14 protein-coding genes are annotated in these 16,421 nt (G+C 70.3%); 1 reads left to right on the top strand and 13 read right to left on the bottom strand.

Going from position 1 to position 16,421, the window contains the following annotated elements; translation table 11 throughout:
- Nucleotides 1–85: 85 nt before the first annotated feature.
- From ACTWNK_RS11905 to dapB, 4 genes are all read right to left on the bottom strand, one after another.
- Nucleotides 86–1,612 (bottom strand): PucR family transcriptional regulator, encoded by a 1,527-nt coding sequence (locus ACTWNK_RS11905; RefSeq protein ID WP_474303962.1) that lies wholly within the window; start codon nucleotides 1,610–1,612, stop codon nucleotides 86–88.
- Complete coding sequence (tenA, locus tag ACTWNK_RS11900; protein WP_474303961.1) at nucleotides 1,603–2,265, bottom strand: thiaminase II; 663 nt, start codon at nucleotides 2,263–2,265, stop codon at nucleotides 1,603–1,605. Before tenA ends, ACTWNK_RS11905 begins: the two co-directional genes overlap by 10 nt.
- Before the next feature lie 268 nt (nucleotides 2,266–2,533).
- Complete coding sequence (locus ACTWNK_RS11895) at nucleotides 2,534–3,016, bottom strand: GNAT family N-acetyltransferase (protein ID WP_474303960.1); 483 nt, start codon at nucleotides 3,014–3,016, stop codon at nucleotides 2,534–2,536.
- A gap of 398 nt (nucleotides 3,017–3,414) precedes the next feature.
- Nucleotides 3,415–4,155 (bottom strand): 4-hydroxy-tetrahydrodipicolinate reductase, encoded by a 741-nt coding sequence (gene dapB / locus ACTWNK_RS11890; RefSeq protein WP_474303958.1) that lies wholly within the window; start codon nucleotides 4,153–4,155, stop codon nucleotides 3,415–3,417.
- A 196-nt stretch (nucleotides 4,156–4,351) separates the two neighbouring features.
- On the opposite strand from dapB, the gene ACTWNK_RS11885 reads away from it, so the two are divergent.
- Entirely contained in the window at nucleotides 4,352–5,887 is a 1,536-nt protein-coding gene (locus tag ACTWNK_RS11885) for a glycosyltransferase family 39 protein (RefSeq protein ID WP_474303957.1), read from the top strand.
- A gap of 4 nt (nucleotides 5,888–5,891) precedes the next feature.
- Here ACTWNK_RS11885 and ACTWNK_RS11880 read toward each other — a convergent pair whose 3' ends face one another.
- The 9 genes from ACTWNK_RS11880 to ACTWNK_RS11840 form a co-directional block, all read right to left on the bottom strand.
- The gene (locus ACTWNK_RS11880) at nucleotides 5,892–7,205 is read right to left on the bottom strand and encodes a M16 family metallopeptidase (RefSeq protein ID WP_474303956.1); all 1,314 of its coding nucleotides are present in this window, start codon (nucleotides 7,203–7,205) and stop codon (nucleotides 5,892–5,894) included.
- 49 nt (nucleotides 7,206–7,254) lie between these two features.
- Nucleotides 7,255–9,600 (bottom strand): polyribonucleotide nucleotidyltransferase, encoded by a 2,346-nt coding sequence (locus ACTWNK_RS11875; RefSeq protein WP_474303955.1) that lies wholly within the window; start codon nucleotides 9,598–9,600, stop codon nucleotides 7,255–7,257.
- A 324-nt stretch (nucleotides 9,601–9,924) separates the two neighbouring features.
- On the bottom strand, nucleotides 9,925–10,194 hold the full coding sequence (rpsO, locus tag ACTWNK_RS11870; RefSeq protein WP_474303954.1) for a 30S ribosomal protein S15: 270 nt from the start codon (nucleotides 10,192–10,194) through the stop codon (nucleotides 9,925–9,927).
- Between the two features lie 182 nt (nucleotides 10,195–10,376).
- Nucleotides 10,377–11,480, bottom strand: a complete 1,104-nt coding sequence (locus tag ACTWNK_RS11865; protein WP_474303953.1) for a carboxylate-amine ligase — start codon at nucleotides 11,478–11,480, stop codon at nucleotides 10,377–10,379.
- A gap of 70 nt (nucleotides 11,481–11,550) precedes the next feature.
- Complete coding sequence (locus tag ACTWNK_RS11860) at nucleotides 11,551–12,507, bottom strand: bifunctional riboflavin kinase/FAD synthetase (RefSeq protein WP_474303952.1); 957 nt, start codon at nucleotides 12,505–12,507, stop codon at nucleotides 11,551–11,553.
- Between the two features lie 45 nt (nucleotides 12,508–12,552).
- Nucleotides 12,553–13,518, bottom strand: coding sequence for an ABC transporter ATP-binding protein (locus ACTWNK_RS11855; protein WP_474303951.1), 966 nt, complete (start codon nucleotides 13,516–13,518; stop codon nucleotides 12,553–12,555).
- Nucleotides 13,515–14,456, bottom strand: coding sequence for an ABC transporter ATP-binding protein (locus ACTWNK_RS11850; RefSeq protein WP_474303950.1), 942 nt, complete (start codon nucleotides 14,454–14,456; stop codon nucleotides 13,515–13,517). The genes ACTWNK_RS11855 and ACTWNK_RS11850 overlap by 4 nt, the downstream gene beginning before the upstream one ends.
- Nucleotides 14,449–15,417 (bottom strand): ABC transporter permease, encoded by a 969-nt coding sequence (locus ACTWNK_RS11845; protein WP_474303949.1) that lies wholly within the window; start codon nucleotides 15,415–15,417, stop codon nucleotides 14,449–14,451. The genes ACTWNK_RS11850 and ACTWNK_RS11845 overlap by 8 nt, the downstream gene beginning before the upstream one ends.
- The gene (locus tag ACTWNK_RS11840) at nucleotides 15,417–16,418 is read right to left on the bottom strand and encodes an ABC transporter permease (RefSeq protein WP_474303948.1); all 1,002 of its coding nucleotides are present in this window, start codon (nucleotides 16,416–16,418) and stop codon (nucleotides 15,417–15,419) included. The genes ACTWNK_RS11845 and ACTWNK_RS11840 overlap by 1 nt, the downstream gene beginning before the upstream one ends.
- Between the last annotated feature and the right edge of the window lie 3 nt (nucleotides 16,419–16,421).

The raw sequence follows: 16,421 nt of genomic DNA, 5'->3' as shown, positions 1-16,421 counted from the left end.
ATTCCACAGGTCCGAAAAAGTGCGGGTCAAGGCCGTTGTCAGTGTGAAATGTGATCTGCGTCACAGCAAAGGGCGGAACGATCCACTAGCGCATGTGCAGGGCCAGCATGAAATCCACCCGTTCGTCCCATGAGGTGAGCGAGCGGCCGGTCAGCTCCTCGATACGTTTGAGCCGATAGCGCAGGGTGTTGACATGGACGTGCAGGCGTTCGGCCGTGGCGGCCCATGAGCCGGACTCGGCCAGGAACGTCTCCAGCGTCTCCAGCAGCTCGGTCTGGTTGGCCGCGTCATAATCCTCGAGGCGGCCCAGCAGGCGTGTCCTGAACGAACGCCTGAGATCGGCCGGAATGGCGGCCAGCAACGAGCGGTGCGAGCTGACGTCGTCGCCGCTGATCACACTGACCTTGCCCGCGCCGAGCGAGGCCAGCGTGCGGGCGTGCCGCGCCTCCTCGATCAGCGCTCCGATCGCGGCGGGCCCCTGGGTGGCGCCGCTGACGCCGAGCGTGATCCGGCCGTCGCCGAGCCCGGCCTCCAGCGTGCGGGCGCCGCTCAGCACATGGGCGGTGAGCTCGCGTGCGGTGTTGCCCGCCAGCGGCACCAGCGCCACGGCCTCGCCGCCCGCCGCCGTCACCACACCGGGGGCGAGCGGGCGCAGCAACTCGTCGAGTACGGCGACGGCGGTCTCGGCGTCGGCGTCCGGTCTGTCCGTGCGCACTGCCAGGGCGACCGCCACCAGGCCGTGCTCGGTCTCCACATGCAGGGTGTGCAGGCGTGACACCACGCCGGGCAGGCTCGCCTCGCCGCTGTCGAGCAGCTGCAGGAGCTGGTCGAACACCCGGCGCTCGATGCGCTGCGCGGCCTCCAGGCGGGAGCGCTCCAGCGCCACGAGCGCGGCCAGCTCCACCACGACGTCCTCGGCCTCACCCCTGGCCCGCTCCCCGGCATAGGCGAGATACCAGTTGGCGATGCGATGCGGCGCCCCCTTGGCCACGGGGAAGACCGACAGCCCCCGTCCGTCCATCGCGGGCAGCTGCCTGGCCGACAGGTACGTCAGGGCCAGGCGCTGCCTGTCTTCGGCGGCCAGCGGCTGGGAGCCGACGATCACCCTGCCGGTCGCCGACATCACCCAGCACGGCACGTCGAGCTCGCCCGCGACCGTCGTCACCAGCTTGGACAGGCTGCCGCCGTCGACCAGCGTGCTGGCCAGCCTGCGCCTGCCGCCGCCCGAACCGCGCGGCGTCGCGCCCATCTCGGCGATCAACGCCCGCAGCACGTGCTCGGTCAACCGGCTGAACGGCACGTCGACCGGCAGGCTCAGCAGCGGCAGCCCCGCCTCGGCGCAGGCGTCGATGAGATCGGCAGGCGGCACCTTCAGCGCCGTGCCCGCCACCAGCGCCGCCACCGGGCCGAGATTGGCGACGAACGTGCGCGACGAGGCCGCGTCCGTGTGCCAGGTCAGCTCGGTCAGCACCAGCTCGCCCGGTTTGACGAAGCGGCCCGGCTCGATCAGGTCGGTGGTCGAGACGCCGCGTACCCGCCGGTCGAGCAGGTCGTGCCCGGTCAGCACCTTGAGCGAGAGGCTGTCGTCCAGCGTGAGGTCCCTCAGCCGCATGGCCACGTCTCATGGCGCCAGGCGGCGTCCCAGAACATCCACTCCCAGCGCGCGGTCGTCAGCGCATGGCCGAGCAGCCGCTCGCGTTCGGCCGGGCTCAGCGCCGCCGCCGTCTCGTCGAGCAGGTCGAGCACGCCGTCCGCCGTCTCCTGGTAGCCCTCGCCGCCGTAGGTCTCGATCCACCAGGCGTACAGCGGATCGGGCGACGAACTGGCCAGCAGCGCCTCGCCCACCTTGGCGTAGATCCAGTAGCACGGCACGATCGCACCCAGCGCCTCGGGGAACGTGCCGAGGTGGCAGGCGCGCAGCAGATAGGAGCTGTAGCCGACCGTCGTCGGCGACGGGGTCAGCCTGCGCGCCTCGGCCGCCTCCAGGCCGAACGCCGCCAGCAGCTCCGTGTGCAGCCGATGCTCGACCTCGATCGCACTGGCCGCATCGGCCGCGAACCTGTGCACCGCATCCGGCTCAGGCGCCCGCGCGGCCACCCCCGCCAGCGCACGGGCGTAGTCGGGCAGGAAGTGCGCCTCCTGTACGACATAGTGGCGGAACGCCTCACGCGGCAGGGAACCGTCGGTCAGGCCGGTGAGGAAGGGATGGGCCAGAATACGGCCGTACACACCTTCGACGACCTGCCACACCTGCGAGCGGAACACTCACTCACTGTATCGGGCTCACCGGATCGCGCTGGTCATCCGGCCGAGCTTGCGGGGGCGACGGTCACTCGCGGTATCGGCTTGCTCGTGTTGACCCGCCTGCGAGCGGGACGCCTACTCACCGGAGCTCCCTGCTCGTCCCGCTCCACAGGTGAGCGGGACGCTCATCCACCGGAGCTCCCTGCTCGTCCCGCTCCACAGGTGAGCGGGACGCTCATCCACCGGAGCTCCCTGCTCGTCCCACCCCACCGGTGAGCGGGATAGCCACTCACCGGATCTCTCTGCTCATCACGACTCTTGGCCTGATCTCCAGGCCCAGCGCCCTCTCGTGCTCGACCAACGCCCTCAGCTCGGGGCCCTGATCGCCGGGCTCGACGACGGCGAAGCCGTGCCCCGCGTACCAGGGGGCGTTCCACGGCACGTCCCTGAACGTCGTCAGCGTCACCCGTGCCGCCCCGACGGCGAGCGCATGGTCGCACACCGCGGTCAGCAGTCGCCCGCCGTGACCCCGGCGCATGTGGCCGGGGTGTACGGCGAGCTGGTCGAGATGGACCTGGGCGTCGATCCAGCTCCACATCGCGAAGCCGACGGGCGGTTCGCCCACCACCAGTACGGCGCCGGGGTCCTCGGCCTCCTCCACCATCGTGGTGCCGGGCGGGAACACGATGCCCTCGCTCGCGAACACCTCGTCGGCGGCCAGCTCGATCGCCACCAGATCCTTCAGTTCCGCCTCGGCGGCCCATCTCACCATGGCGTCATCCTTGCCCGACACGCACTCATGTTTCCAGCGATTATCACCCTGGCCAGCACTAAGGTGAGTGATCGTGAGCCTGGCTGTGCGGAGCCCGGTCACGAACGCCCTCCTCCATGAGGGACACGCTCCAGCGACTGTGAGTGCGCCCGAATCGTCCGGGCCCCGTCTCGCTACGGGGCCCGGAGCCGGCGCCGGTTGCGCAGGGCGTATCCGGGAGATCGCAGGCATGGGGAAACCTTGTCTCGACACCGACCGGCTACAGGTCGCGCAGGGGCGTACCCGGGATGGCGCAGGCATCGGGACAAGGTCCAGGTGCCGCGACCCGCTCACGGTCGAGCCGGGGTGTGCACCAGGATGTCGCAGGTATGGGCGAACCGTGTCCAGCCGCCGACCGGCTACAGGTCGAGCAGGTGCTCAAGGCCGATCGTGAGGCCGGGGGGCAGGGACGTCACCTTGCGTACGCCCAGGAGGACGCCCGGGGTGAAGGACGAGCGGTTCATCGTGTCGTGGCGGATCGTCAGTGTCTCGCCGTCGAGGCCGAGCAGCACCTCCTGGTGTGCGATCAGGCCGGCCAGACGGACCGAGTGCACGCGTACCCCGTCGACGTCGGCGCCCCTGGCCCCGTCGAGCTCGGAGCTCGTCGCGTCCGGCATCGGGCCGACGCCCGCTTCGGCCCGCGCCCGTGCCATCAGCTCGGCGGTGCGCCTGGCGGTGCCGGAGGGGGCGTCCGCCTTGTACGGGTGGTGCAGCTCGACGATCTCGGCGGAGTCGAAGAACCTGGCAGCCCGCTGGGCGAACGTCATCATGAGCACGGCGGCGATGCCGAAGTTGGGGGCGATCAACGCATTGGTGCCAGGGCTGTCGGCCAGCCACCCACGCACGGCGGCGAACCGCTCGTCGTCGAAGCCCGTCGTGCCGACCACCGGGTGCACGCCTCGGGCGATGCACCATCTCAGGTTGTCCATCACGACGTCGGGATGAGTGAAGTCGACGACGACCTCGGCGCCCTCCAGCTCCTCGATCGCGTCGCCCTGATCGACCGCCGCGACCAACTCCAGGTCGTCGGCCGCCTCGACGGCCTTGCACACCTCGACACCCACGCGCCCTCTGGCGCCCAGCACACCTACCCTGATCACACCCCAAGCCTAGCGGGCACCATCCAGCAGGCACCGCACTCCCCCAAGCCCCACCGACCCCCGGTCCGGTCACGTCGAGCAGGCAGGTCCCCACCCAAACCCACCACCGCCCCAAGCACCCCTAAACATCAAGCCCCCACCACCCCAAGCCCCCTCAAAGCTGGCAGCCAGCCCCCGCTGGTGTCATGATCGCGCCATGCTCTCCCCCTTACCCTGGCGGCCGATCGCCGTGGTGCTGGCGGTGCAGGCCGTCGGGCTCGGTGCGCTGTCGGGTCGATACGGATTCCACCGTGACGAGCTCTACTTCATGGTCGCGGGCGACCACCCGGCCTGGGGCTATGTCGACCAGCCGCCCCTGACCCCACTGCTGGCCAGGGCCTCCACCGCCCTGTTCGGCGACTCCCCCTCCGGCCTTCGGGTCGTCGCCGCGGTGGCAGGGCTCGCCATCGCGCTCGTCGTGGGGCTGGTGGCCAGGGAGCTGGGTGGCGGGCGCAGGGCACAGGTGCTGGCCGTGATCGGCGCGGCGGGGTCCAGCATGGTCATGGCGCTGGGCCACATGGTCTCGACCGCCACCTTCGACATGCTCGCCTGGCTGGTCGTCAGCCTGCTGGCGTTGCGGCTGCTGCGTACGGGCGAGGGGCGCTGGTGGGTGGCGATCGGCCTGGCGGTGGGGGTGGCCGTACAGAACAAGTACCTCGTCGGGCTGCTGGTGGTGGCGTTGCTCGCGGGGGTGCTCGTGACGGGGCCGCGGCGGGTGCTGCGCGGTCCGTGGGTGTGGGCGGGGGTGGCGCTGGCGGTACTGATCGCGGCGCCGAACCTGTGGTGGCAGGCGCAGAACGGCTGGCCGCAGCTCACCGTGGCGGGCGGGATCAGCGCCGACGACGGCATGGAGAACCGGATCATGCTGCTGCCCCAGCAGTTGATCTTCCTGTCGCCGCTCTTCGTGCCGGTGTGGATCGCCGGGCTGCTACGTGTGTGGCGGGAGCCGGACCTGTGCTGGGCCAGGCCGTTCGCGGTGGCCTACCCGGCGCTGCTGGTGCTGGTCCTCGCGCTGGGCGGCAAGTCGTACTATGCGCTTCCGCTGCTGCTGGTCCTGCTGGCCGCCGGATGCGAGCCGCTTGCCCGGTGGGAGCATCCGGTACTGGACGCCGGGCGCGCCCCGCAGACCCGGTCGGAGCATCCCGTACCACCCGCCGGGCGCGACCCGCAGACCCGGTCGAAGCGTCCCGTGTTGGTGGGCGTGCTGGTCGTCGTCGCGGTCGTGGTGAATGCGGTGATCACGCTGCCTGTCCTGCCGTCCTCCTCGCTCGGCGTCGTCAATGCGATCAACAAGGAGCAGGGCGAACAGGTCGGCTGGCCCGAGCTGGCCCGCACGGTCGAGGCGGCCCTGGCCGAGATCCCCGCGGAGCGGCGGGCGGCGAGCGTCGTGTTCACCGCCAACTACGGCCAGGCGGGTGCGATCGCCAGGTACGGCACGGCGACGCCGTACTCGGGGCACATGAGTTTCGCCGACTGGGGACCGCCTCCGGACACCGCCGACGGACCGGTCGTGCTGGTGCACCAGGAGGGGCAGACGAGGATCCGCACGATGTTCACCGGCTGCCGCGAGAGCGGCGCCGTGGACAACGGCCAGGGCGTGGACAACGAGGAGCAGGGGGCGGCGGTGCTGGTGTGCGAAGGGGCCAGAGCGCCGTGGTCGGCGATCTGGCCCCAGCTCAGGCACTTCTACTGAGACCTCAGCGGGCGATGGCCTTGCTGAAGTCCTTGTCCCCGTAGGGGCCGATGACGGCGAGGGTGAGCGGGCGGCTCAGCACGTCGCGTGCCACCTCGTCGATCTCGTCCTCGGTGACCTTCTCGATCCTGGAGAGCACCTCGTCGACCGACATCAACTCGTCGTAGACCAGTTCGTTCTTCCCGATGCGCGACATGCGCGAACCGGTGTCCTCCAGGCCGAGGACCAGCCCGCCGCGCATCTGGCCCTTGCCCCTGGCGATCTCCTCGGGCGTGATGCCGTCGGCGACCACCCTGGCGACCTCCTCGCGGCAGATGCGCAGGACCTCGTCGATCTTGGAGGGCAGGCAGCCGACATAGATGCCGAACTGCCCGGTGTCGGAGTAGGCGGAGGTGTAGCTGTAGGCCGAGTAGGCCAGGCCGCGCTTCTCCCTGATCTCCTGGAACAGGCGTGAGGACATGCCGCCGCCGAGCGCCGCGTTGAGCACGCCGAGTGCGAAACGCCGATCGTCGGTGCGGGACATGCCGGTCGTGCCGAGCACCAGGTTGGCCTGCTCGGTCTGGCGGTCGACCACCCGGACGCTGGAGCGCGTCTCGGCGCCCTCGCCCGTGGTGCGCGGCGCCAGGCTGTCGGCGGCCTCGCCGAGCCCGCCCGCACGTTCGTAGGCCTTGGCGACCAGCTCCACCACGTGTTCGTGGCGGATGTTGCCCACCACCGAGACGACCGTGCGCGGCGGCTGGTAGTAACGCCGGTAGTACTCCACGATCCGGTCGCGCTCGATCGCGTTGATCGAGTCCACCGTCCCGAGGATCGGCCTGCCGATGGGCGTGTCACCGTAGAGCGCGGCGGAGAACTGCTCGTGCACCACGTCGGAGGGGTCGTCGTCGTGCATGGCGATCTCCTCCAGGATCACGCCGCGCTCGGACTCGACGTCCTCCTCGGTGATCAGCGACGAGGTGACCACGTCGGCGAGCACGTCGACCGCCACCGGCAGGTCCTCGTCGAGGACCCTGGCGTAGTAGCAGGTGTACTCCTTGGCGGTGAAGGCGTTGATCTCACCGCCGATGCCCTCGATGGACGCCGAGATCTCCATGGCGTCCCTCGTCGGCGTGCCCTTGAAGAGCAGGTGCTCCAGGAAGTGCGTGGCGCCCGTGTGCTCGGGCGCCTCGTCTCGCGAGCCGATGCCGACCCACATGCCGACCGCGACGGAACGCACGGTCGGCATGGTCTCGGTCACCACGCGCAGCCCCCCGGGGAGCACGGTGCGTCGCACGACCCCGACGCCGTCCTTGCCGGGGTGCAGGACGGTCGTCTTCATGGGGTCTCCACTGCTCCGTGCCCGTAGGCAGCCTCGCCGGTGATGGTGATCACGAGTTGCGGTCTTCTCCCCGGTCGGACCGCTCGGAGGTACGCGGCGCACGCGTGCGGGTGCGGCGCGGACGCTCCTCGCGGGCCTTGTCCTCGCCGGAGGACGCTGCGGCGGGCGCGTCGCCCTCGGGGGCGTCGTCGTCGGAGCCGCCGCCCTCGGCCTTGGCCGCGGCCTCCTTCTCGATGACCTCGACGGGCACAAGGGAGAGCTTGCCGCGCGAGTCGATCTCGGCGATCTCCACCTGGACCTTCTCGCCGACGCCCATGACGTCCTCGACGTTCTCGATGCGCTTGCCCCCGTGGAGCTTGCGGATCTGCGAGACGTGCAGCAGGCCGTCCTTGCCGGGCAGCAGGCTGACGAACGCGCCGAAGGCGGCGATCTTGACGACCGTGCCCAGGTAACGCTCGCCGACCTCCGGCATGTGCGGGTTCGCGATCGCGTTGATCGCGGACCTGGCGGCCTCCGCCTTGGGGCCGTCGGTGGCGCCGATGTAGATCGTGCCGTCGTCCTCGATGGTGATCTCGGCGCCCGTGTCGTCCTGGATCTGGTTGATCATCTTGCCCTTCGGGCCGATGACCTCGCCGATCTTGTCGACCGGGACCTTGATCGTGATGATGCGCGGCGCGGTCGCGTTCATCTCCGCCGGGGAGTCGATCGCCTCCTGCATCACACTGAGGATCGCCAGACGGGCGCCCTTGGCCTGCTTGAGCGCGGCGCCGAGCACGGAGGCGGGGATGCCGTCGAGCTTGGTGTCGAGCTGCAGTGCGGTGATGACCTCGTCGGTGCCGGCGACCTTGAAGTCCATGTCGCCCATGGCGTCTTCGGCGCCGAGGATGTCGGTCAGCGTGACGTAGTCGTCACCCTCGTTGATCAGGCCCATCGCGATGCCCGCGACCATCTTGCGCAGCGGCACACCGGCGTCCAGCAGGGCCATCGTGCTGGCGCAGACCGAGCCCATCGAGGTGGAGCCGTTGGAGCCCAGCGCCTCGGAGACCTGGCGGATCGCGTAGGGGAACTCCTCACGCGTCGGCAGGACCGGGATGAGCGCCCGCTCGGCCAGCGCGCCGTGACCGATCTCGCGGCGCTTGGGCGAACCCACGCGGCCGGTCTCACCGGTGGAGTACGGCGGGAAGTTGTAGTTGTGCATGTAGCGCTTGGTGCGCTCGGGGTTGAGCGTGTCGATCATCTGCTCCATGCGGAGCATGTTGAGCGTGGTGACGCCCAGGATCTGGGTCTCTCCGCGCTCGAACAGGGCCGAGCCGTGCACGCGCGGGATCACGTGGACCTCGGCGCCGAGTGCGCGGATGTCCTTCGGGCCGCGGCCGTCGATGCGCACGCCCTCCTTGATGACGCGCTCGCGCATGAGGTTCTTGGTCAGGCTGCGGAAGGCCGCGCCGAGCTCCTTCTCACGGCCTTCGAAGTCGGCGCCGACCTTCTCCACGACCAGGGCCTTGACCCGGTCGAGCTCCTGCTCGCGCTCCTGCTTCCCGGCGATGGTCAGCGCGGTGGCGAGCTCGCTCTTGACCGCGCCCTCGACGGCGGCGTAGGCGTCGGGCTGGTAGTCCAGGAAGATCGGGTACTCGGCCGTCTCCTTGGCCGCGACCTTCGCCACCTTCGACTGCGCCTCGCACAGCACCTTGATGTACGGCTTGGCCGCCTCAAGGCCCTGCGCGACGGTCTCCTCGGTCGGCGCGACGGCGCCTTCGGCGACCAGCTTCAGCGTGTCACGCGTCGACTCGGCCTCGACCATCATGATCGCGACGTCGCCGTCGTCGAGGACGCGACCGGCGACCACCATGTCGAACGTGGCGCGCTCGAGCTCGGGGTGGGTGGGGAAGGCCACCCACTGGCCGTCGATCAGCGCGACGCGGACGCCGCCGATCGGGCCGGAGAACGGCAGCCCGGCGAGCTGGGTGCTCAGCGAGGCGGCGTTGATGGCGACCACGTCGTAGAGGTGGTCGGGGTTGAGCGCCATGATGGTGGCGACGACCTGGATCTCGTTGCGCAGCCCCTTGACGAACGAGGGACGCAGCGGCCTGTCGATGAGCCGGCAGGTGAGGATGGCGTCCTCGGAGGGACGGCCCTCACGCCGGAAGAACGAGCCGGGGATGCGGCCCGCGGCGTACATGCGCTCCTCGACGTCCACCGTGAGGGGGAAGAAGTCGAGGTTCTCCTTGGGGTTCTTAGACGCGGTCGTGGCGCTGAGCACCATCGTCTCGTCGTCGAGGTAGACGACGGCGGAACCCGCCGCCTGACGCGCGAGGCGACCGGTCTCGAACCTGATCGTGCGCGTGCCGAAAGAGCCGTTGTCGATCACGGCTTCCGTGCTGTGGACACCCTCCACGGGGGACCTCCTTGGTCGGTCGGTCACCCGCGCCCTCTCTCACCGGCACCCTCGTAAGGTGCAGCGCCGGTCTTCGATCGAAGCGCCCGGTATCGCATACCGGAAGCCACTACCGAGGACCGGCCCGCAGGCGTCGCGGGTCGCGTGGTGCTGTGCGGACGCGGGGGCTGTGTGTCTCGGGATATTCAGTTGTGGTCCTCGGCCGCCGTGCTCGCGCATCGGTGGCCGGAATTCAGTTGTACGCCAGCCTCGGCTGCCGCGCGTGGGCGGCACGCCGGTGGCGACATGAGAAGGGAGCGACGCGGACGCCGCTCCCTTGTCACACTATCGGCGCAGGCCGAGCCGCTCGATCAGCGAGCGGTAGCGCGTGATGTCCTTGGCCTGAAGGTACTTCAGCAGCCGGCGACGACGGCCGACCAGCAGGAGCAGACCGCGCTGGCTGTGGAAGTCGTGCTTGTTCTTCTTCATGTGCTCGGTCAGCTCGCTGATGCGCTTGCTGAGCAGAGCGATCTGGACCTCGGGCGATCCGGTGTCGCCGTCTGCGGTGGCGTAGTCGGCGATGATCGCCTTCTTGGCAGCGGTGTCGAGGGACACGGCTCTCCATTCATGATGTGGACACGCGTGAACAGTAAGGTGAAGACGCGAGCGACCGTGCGTGCCTACAGTCGCCGCCGAAGGCCAACGGGCAGCGCGAAGCGCAGCCGTCACAGAGCCGACATGCAAGGTTACCATCGCGGTTCGGCGCGTAGCACATCGTCGCACCCGCAGTGATCATTTCACCGGATGGCGAGCTGGTCCAGCACGTCCTCGACCCGGCCGGTACGCGCGTGGATCCTGCGCTGGCGCAACGCACCCGTGCCTCTGGCCATCAGCCTGGCCAGCAGCGTCTCGACCAGCTCCATGTCACCCGCCACCGCGAGCTGCGGCCTGACCAGGTCGAGCAGCGCGTTGACCCGCGCCCGCACCGGCACGGTGGCCCCGGTGAACGGATCGACGGCAGGCCCCTCCAGCCCGTAGCGCGCGGCGCTCCAGTGCGCGGCGAGCAGCACCTCCTGCGGCGGCCGTTCGGGATCCACTCCCCTGCGCACGTCGGCCAGCGCCTGGGCCACCAGCGCCCTGGCGAGCGCGGCGATGAGGATGGTGTCGTCGACCGAGGCGCACACGTCGCCGACCCTGATCTCCACGGTCGGATAGACGCTGGACAGCCGCGCGTACCAATAGAGCATGCCCCGGTCCAGGATCGCCCCCGAGCGCACGAGCGCGTCGGTCAGCTCGTCGTAGTGCTGGACCGAGCGCAGGTACGGCGGCGGCCCGCTGCCGGGGAAGCGCGCCCACAAAATGGAGCGCCAGCTGGCGTGCGAGGTGTCGCGCCCGGCGTCGAAGGGCGAGTTGGCGCTCATCGCCTGCAGCAGCGGCAGCCACGGCCGCAGGTGGTTGAGCACCTGCACCCCGGTGGCCGGGTCCGGCACCTCGACGTGGACGTGCAGCCCGTTGAGCGCGCCCGGCGCCAGCGCGCCGAACCTCTCGGCGAGCGCACGGTAGCGCGGCACGTCGCGGTGCGCGAGCGTCGGCATGGCCGTCGGCGGGCAGCCGATGGCCACCGCGCGCACGCCCACCCGCTCGGCCGCGGCGGCCACGCCCGAGCGCAGCTCACGCAGCCTGACCCGCAGGGCGCGCAGGTCGCGCAGGGGCGGTGTCGCGATCTCGATCTGCGCGAAGAGGTACTCGCGTCTTATGTCGGGCAGCAGGTCGGCGTCGAGCTCGGCATAGATCTCGTCTATGGAGTCGCTCGCGCCTCCGTTCTTGCCATCGATGAGGATGAACTCCTCCTCGACCCCTAAGGACAGACCCTGAAGTGGTTGTTCAGCCCCGAGCTGCACAACGAATCTCCATCAGTTCGACCATGGAACCGGATGAGCAACCTCATAGTCATCCAAATCGGTCGAGAGATCAACCGTCCTGGCGCTTCGACGTGATCCGCCTGGCCTCGTCCACGTCCGCCTGGATCTGCACGACGAGCGCGTCGATCGAGTCGAACTTCGTGTTGCCCCGCAGCCGTGCCGCGAAGTCGACCGCCACGTGCAGGCCGTACAGGTCGAGGTCGTCGCGGTCGAGCGCGTAGGCCTCGACCGTGCGCTGGACGCCTTCGAAGGTCGGGTTGGTGCCGACCGAGATGGCGGCGGGCCAGCGGCAGGCGTCGTAGGCGGCGGGCAGGTTGCCCGACGGCACGCACTGCAGCCAGCCCGCGTAGACGCCGTCGGCGGGGATGGCGGTGTGCTGGGGCCATTCGACGTTGGCGGTGGGGAAGCCGAGCTGACGGCCGCGCTGGTAGCCCCTGACCACGACGCCTTCGACGCGGTGCGGGCGGCCGAGCGCGACGGCGGCGGCCTCGACGTCCCCGGCCTCGATGAGCGTGCGCACCCGGCTCGAGGTGACGGCCGCCGCCCCGCCGACCAGGTCGATCGCCTCCACGGTGAAGTCCAGCTCCTCGCCCAGCTTGCGCAGCGTCTCCACGTCGCCCGCCGCCTTGTGGCCGAAGACGAAGTCGGCGCCGACCACGACGACACCAGCGTGCAGCGTGTCGGCGAGCACCGTGCGGACGAACTCCTCCGCACTCGTCCTGGACAGCTCAAGGGTGAACGGCAGCACGAGCACGGCGTCGGCGCCCAGCTCGGCCAGCAGGTCGGTGCGGTGGCGCGCGGTGGTCAGCCTGGGCGGATGGCTGCCCGGCCTGACGACCTCGTCGGGATGCGGTTCGAACGTCACCACCACCAACGGCCCGCCCAGCGCGCGGGCCCGCCTGATGATCTCCTGGTGCCCCCGGTGTACGCCGTCGAAGACGCCCAGCGTGACCACCGGCCTGCCCAAGTCCGCGGGCACCTCGTCGAGTCCGTGCCAGCCTCGCACCTCGGCCTCTTCCCCTGTCGCTACTGCAGCTGTGGAACTGATCCCCTAAAGCGTGCCATGCCCGGCGCCCTCGTCGTTCACCAGGGGGAAGTGACAGGCCACCTGACGCCCCCCGACCAGCCGCGCGAGCGGCCTTTCGGTACGGCACAGCGCACGCGCCGCCGGGCAGCGCGGATGGAAGGAGCAGCCGGAGGGCCGGTCGATGGGATTGGGCACGTCGCCGGTCAGCACCACGCGCTCACGCCTGGGCGCACCCGAACCGTCGTCGATCTCCGGCACGGCCGACAGCAGCGCGTGCGTGTAGGGATGCGCGGGAGCGGCGTAGAGCGACTCGGCGTCGGCCAGCTCCACGACCTCCCCCAGGTACATGACCGCGATCCGGTCGGATACGTGCCGCACGACGCCGAGGTCGTGGGCCACGAACACATATGTGAGACCGAGCTCCTCCTGCAGATCGGCGAACAGGTTGAGCACCTGGGCCTGCACCGAGACGTCCAGCGCCGAGACCGGCTCGTCGGCGACGACCAGCTTGGGGGAAAGGGCGATCGCGCGTGCGATGCCGATGCGCTGGCGCTGGCCGCCCGAGAACTCGTGCGGGTAGCGGTCGAGGTGGGCCGCCGACAGGCCGACGAGGTCGAACAGCTCGCTCACCCGTCGCCTGACATCGCCCTTGTACCCGTGGATGCGCAGCGGCTCGGCCACCGCGTCGGCCGCGGTGCGGCGCGGGTTGAGCGAGGCGTAGGGGTCCTGGAAGACGAGCTGGACGGCGGGCCGGATCGGGCGCAGCCTGCGGCGCGACAGGGAGGTGATGTCCTGGCCGTCGAACTCGACCGTGCCCGAGGTCAGGTCGGTGAGCCTGACCAGGCATCGGCCGAGCGTGGACTTGCCGCACCCGGACTCGCCGACCACGCCGAGCGTCTCCCCCTGCTCGACGCTGAGCGAGACGCCGTTGACGGCCTGGACCTTCTTGAAGTGCTTGACCACGTCGGTGGCCCTGAGCAGCGTGCTCATCGCGTCCTCTCCTCCACGGGCAGCCAGCAGGCGTCCAGGTGCGAGCCCGAGCCGGTCAGTTCGGGAGCCGTCGCGCAGGCGTCGTGGCGGTGCGCGCAACGGTCGGCGAAGGGACAGCCGCCGCCGCTCGCGGCTCCGGGCGAGCCGGGGATGGTGGCCAGGCGGCGCAGCCTGGGGCCGCTGACCCTGGGCACCGAGTCGAGCAGGCCCCTGGTGTAGGGGTGGCGGGCCCGGCGGAAGATGTCCTCGCGCCCGCCGCGCTCCACCGCGCGCCCGCCGTACATGACCAGGACCCTGTCGGCGATCTCGCTGACCACGCCCATGTCGTGGGTGATCATCACGACCGATGAGCCGGTGCGTTTGATGAGGTCGAGGATCTGGGCCTGGGTGGTGACGTCGAGCGCGGTCGTGGGCTCGTCGGCGATGAGCAGGGCCGGGTCGCACGACAGGGCCATGGCGATCACCACGCGCTGGCGCATGCCGCCGGAGAACTCGTGCGGGAAGGCGTCGACGCGCTTGCCCGGCGCCGGGATGCCGACCTGTTCGAGCAGGTCGATCGCCCGGGTCCTGGCCGCGCGGCGTGACACCTTGTGGTGGGCCCTGATCTGCTCGGCGATCTGCCAGCCGACCGTGTAGACGGGGGTGAGCGCGGTCATCGGGTCCTGGAAGATCATCGCGATCTCGCCGCCGCGCAGCGCCCGCATCTCGCGTTCGGGCAGGGCCAGCAGGTCGCGGCCACCGAAGCGGACACGGCCGGAGACCTGGGCGCCGCGCAGCAGACCGAGCAGGCCGAGCATCGACACGCTCTTGCCCGATCCCGACTCCCCCACCACACCGAGGATCTCGCCCCGGCCCACGGTGAAGGACAGGCCGTCGACGGCGGTGAAGGAGCCGAAGGCGACCCGCAGGTCCTCGACTTCGAGAAGGGGTTCAGGCACGGCGCACCCTCGGGTCGAGCCGGGCGTACAGCACGTCCACCACGGCATTGGCCAGTACGACGAAGAACGCCGCGTACAGGACCGAGCCCATGATCACGGGCAGGTCGAGGTTCTGCAGCGCCTGGTAGGTGAGCTTGCCGACGCCCGGCAGGCCGAACACCACCTCGGTCAGCAGCGCCGCGCCGCCGACGAGCGCCCCGAAGTCGAGGCCGAACAGCGACACGATCGGGATGAGCGAGCAGCGCAACGCGTGCTTGATCAGCACCCGCCGCTCCGACAGGCCCTTGGCCCGCGCGGTGCGCACGTAGTCCTCGTTCATGGCGTTGATCAGCTCGCCGCGCAGCAGCCTGGCGTAGATCCCCGCGTACAGCAGGGCCAGGGTCAGCCAGGGGAAGAGCAGGTGCAGCGCCCACTGCCCCACCCCTTCCGACAGCGGCGCGTAGCCGAGCGGCGGCACCCAGGAGAAGACCGAGTCGTGCAGTTGCTTCTGCGTGAGGAGGTTGACCACCTCGCCCAGCCAGTAGACGGGCAGCGAGACGCCGAAGACGCCCAGCAGCATGACCAGCGGGTCGACGAACGTGCCGCGCATGGCTCCGGCCAGTGTGCCCATCGCCACCCCGAGCACCATCCAGATGACGGCGGCGCCCACCACGAGCGAGAGCGTCACCGGGATGGCCTCGACGATCTGCGGGATGACCAGCGTGCCCCGGTTGACGAACGAGGTCAGGTCGTGGGTGACGAACAGGTGTTTCATCATCATCGCGTACTGCACGGGCAGCGGCTCGTCGAGGCCGAAGGAGGCGCGCACGGCGGCCAGGGTGGCCGGGTCGGCGTTCTTTCCGGCGATGCGGGCGGCCGGGTCGACGCCCGGGGTGGCGAAGAAGATGAGGAAGACCAGCACACTGATCGCGAACAGCACCAGGACGGCCGCGCCGAACCTGCGCAGGATGTATCCGAGCATCAGGCGACCCCTCGCAACCGGGCGTTCGGGTCGAGGGCGTCACGCACCCCGTCGCCGAGCACGTTGAGCGCGACCGCGGTCAGCCCGACGAACAGCCCGGCGCTGATGGTGATCATCGGCCGGGTGTAGAGAAGGGCCAGGCCGTCGTTGATGATCGTTCCCCAGCTGGCGTCGGGCGACTGCACGCCGACCGAGAGGAACGACAGCGCCGACTCCGTCAGCATGTTCAGCGCCGTCATCAGCGGCAGGAAGACCACCACCGTCGGCAGCACGTTCGGCAGCACCTCCCTGCGCATGATCCGCATGTCGGAGGCGCCGACACCGACGGCCGCGTGCAGGAACTCCTTCTGCCGCAGCGCCATCACCTGCCCGCGCAACGGCCTGGCCACGTACGGCACGTAGATCAGCGCGATGATGACCACGGGAAGCGCCAGGCTGCCCGCGTCGATGTGGATCGGCCCGACGTGCAGGCCGCTGGTCAGCAGCACGACCGACAGGCAGATGGCCAGCAGGTACACGGGGAAGGCCCAGATGACGTCGAACAGTCTGGCCAGCACGGCGTCGATCCAGCCGCCGAAGTACCCGGCCACGACGCCGAGCAGGGTGGCCAGGGCGCAGCACAGCAGGGCGGCGCCGACGCCGATCAGCAGGCTGTTGCGCCCGCCGTACAGGAGTCTGGCCATGACGTCGCGGCCCTGCTGGTCGGCGCCGAGGAAGTAGTGGGCGGGGTCCCAGGTCGGGCCGACGGGGGTGACGCCCAGGCCGAGGCCCTCCGTGCTCTGCTGGAGCACGGGGACGCTCCGGCCGTCGACGACGGTGGTGCCCGACAGGTTGGACACGAACGGGTCGGTGTGCGCGATCGAACCCGCGTAGACGGGGGCGAGCAGGCACAGCAGCACGATGAGGGCGAGCCCGGCGGCGGCGAGCAACGCGGAGCGGTTGCGGGCCAGGCGCCGGGCCGCCTGTCGCCAGGGTCCGGCGCCGATCCGAGGTGCGGCCATCGG

The organism is Nonomuraea sp. IBHARD001 (assembly GCF_056106265.1).
This window is presented reverse-complemented; position numbering and strand designations above follow the sequence as displayed.